This is a genomic window from Kribbella albertanoniae (genome assembly GCF_004348455.1).
Lineage (GTDB): Bacteria > Actinomycetota > Actinomycetes > Propionibacteriales > Kribbellaceae > Kribbella > Kribbella albertanoniae.
This window is the reverse complement of the sequence record NZ_SMKA01000493.1, coordinates 1-2,208: the sequence shown is the minus strand read 5'-3', so window position 1 is coordinate 2,208 and position 2,208 is coordinate 1. Positions and strand designations below refer to the sequence as shown.

Here is a 2,208-nt window from a genome sequence, read left to right as displayed (position 1 = left end):
AGCTGTGTATAAGAGACAGCTCCCCAGCACACCAGCCGCCCCGCGCCGCTGCAACCCCGACACATTGCGAGTGTCGGAGTAACGCTGCCGCTGATCTCGCGATACACGAGGCAAGGGGAGCGTCCGGCGCGGTCGGACGCGAGGTGGTGTGCAGGGGGATGGCACGGTGGCGCATTCAGGCTCAGGGCCGGATCGCAGAAGCGTTGCGTACTGGGCAGGTTGGTGCACGGTTGCAGGATTCGTCCTGGCTGTGATCGGGTTCCTGATCGCCGACAACGACGCCAAGTCGGCCACCCCGACACCTAGCCCAACGCAATCGGCTTCGATCGGCCCGCCATCCACACCGGCCCCGACCTCTGCCCCGACTCCTGCGCCGACTTCTGCGCCGACTTTGGTCAGCACGCCACCGCCGAAGCCTCCGGTCAGCACGGTGCCGGTGGCGACGCCGTACAAGGTGCCGAAAGGCTTCCTCGGGACCTGGCGCGGGCCCATCGACCAGGACGGCAGCAAGGACTACTCCGTCATCGTCACGATCTCGTCCGGCATCATCGGCGACAGTCTCGGCACAGTCGAATACCCCGAACTGCAGTGTGGGGGCATCTGGCGGCTGGAAAGCGGTACGACGAACAGCATCCGTGTCACCGAACTGATCGACACTGGCTCGGGCTGTATCGACACCGTCCCGATCACGCTCATCCTGCAAGACAGCCAACTCCGCTACTACATCGACAGCCCAAAGGTCCGCGGAACCCTCCAGCGCAGCTGACGTCTAGAGTTGGCGCGTGGACATGAATGCCTACCAGCAGGCCGCTCTGCGGACCGCTGCGCCCAAGGAGAAGAAGAACGAGCTGTTCCATCTCCTGCTCGGCCTTGTCGGTGAGACCGGCGAGATCGCCGAGAAAGCGAAGAAGATCGTCCGCGACCACGACAGCGACTTCGCCCAGTGGGACCTCGAGGATCTGACGAAGGAACTCGGTGACGCGCTGTGGTACCTCGCCGTGATCGCGGACCACTTCGACGTATCACTCGAAGATGTTGCCCAACGCAACATTGCCAAACTCGCCGATCGGCAGCAGCGGGCCGTGCTCGGCGGCAGCGGCGACAACCGCTAGTTGTTGAGCGCCTCGGCGAGCCGGGCATCGGCGTTGGCGGAGGCCTCCAACTTGTAGAACCGCGCATCCAGGTCGCCCAGCATCGCGTCGAGGTCGTCGCTGTCGAGCTTCTCGGCGCGATCGTCCGGATCACGCGGGTACGGCGTACCGAGCAGTGCAACGGCCTCACCCAGCAGCTCGGCCCACGGCGAACCCAGCAGTCGCGGCAGCCCTCTCATCGCGGTCATCGCCGTATCACCGCCGAAGTACCGGAAGTACGAGTCGAATCCACCCGAGTTGACCTCCTGGCGGAAGTCGCAAACAGCAAGCACCTGCCGCTCCCGCTCGCTCAGCGAGGACCTGTCCGACTCCGTGTACTGCTCATAAAAGGCCCACACATCAATGGTCACCTTGCGAACGGTACGACACTCACTCCGTGCGGCGGGCTATGACCCGCACCAGGCCGAGCGATCGGCCACCATCGACCCGGAGCATTTGCGCCTCCTCTTGAGGCGGCAGACCGCTGTCCTGATCGCACGCCTCGTTCCACTGCAACCAGTCTCGCCACCCATCAGGCAACCGATCCGCGAGCTCAACGGTGACCAGCCCGGTCTTCTCCCAATGCCGTCGCCACCAGCCGGCGCTGTGCCAGGCACAGAAGTCCCACTTCCAGTACGGCGCCAAGTGGGGCGGCGGCAACGTCTCGTACTCCTCGGCCAACCCAGGCTGCACGATCCCGATCTGCCCACCAGGCTTCACGAACCGCGAGCAATAGCCGATATAGAGGTCGTCCGTCCCGAAGTAGTGATAAGCGCCGACACTGATGAGCGCATCAAAGAACCCCTCAGCAAACGGGAGGCTACGCGCTTCCGCATGAATCGGATGGACCAGATCCGCAGCGCCGGCCTCGCTCACGCGCCGGAAGTTCTCATCCGGCTTCACCCAAAGATCCGCCGCCCACACCTCCACCCCGAACTCCTTGGCCAGGAAGATCGAACTGAGCGCCGTACCGCATCCCAGATCAAGCACTCGCATCCCCGCCTCGAGCGCCATCACCCCACTCAAAGCCTCCGCCTGCCACACCGGGTTGGGCCCCATCCTGTCTCTTACACACATC

The 2,208-nt window shown here is 64.3% G+C and carries 4 protein-coding genes; 2 read left to right on the top strand and 2 right to left on the bottom strand.

What is annotated here, in order from left to right; all coding sequences use genetic code 11:
- The first annotated feature begins 250 nt into the window (after positions 1-250).
- Entirely contained in the window at positions 251-766 is a 516-nt protein-coding gene (locus E1261_RS44475; RefSeq protein WP_132416367.1) for a hypothetical protein, read from the top strand.
- Between the two features lie 22 nt (positions 767-788).
- On the top strand, positions 789-1,112 hold the full coding sequence (locus E1261_RS44470) for a nucleoside triphosphate pyrophosphohydrolase family protein (protein WP_238176851.1): 324 nt from the start codon (positions 789-791) through the stop codon (positions 1,110-1,112).
- Here the strand turns inward: E1261_RS44470 and E1261_RS44465 are convergent.
- Together E1261_RS44465 and E1261_RS44460 are read right to left on the bottom strand one after the other, a co-directional pair.
- Positions 1,109-1,501 carry a DMP19 family protein gene (locus E1261_RS44465; RefSeq protein ID WP_132416363.1) on the bottom strand — a complete coding sequence of 131 codons (393 nt, stop codon included), beginning with the start codon at positions 1,499-1,501 and terminating at the stop codon, positions 1,109-1,111. The genes E1261_RS44470 and E1261_RS44465 overlap by 4 nt on opposite strands.
- Positions 1,502-1,520: 19 nt before the next feature.
- On the bottom strand, positions 1,521-2,208 hold a 688-nt coding region (locus tag E1261_RS44460; protein WP_132416361.1), incomplete at its 5' end, for an SAM-dependent methyltransferase.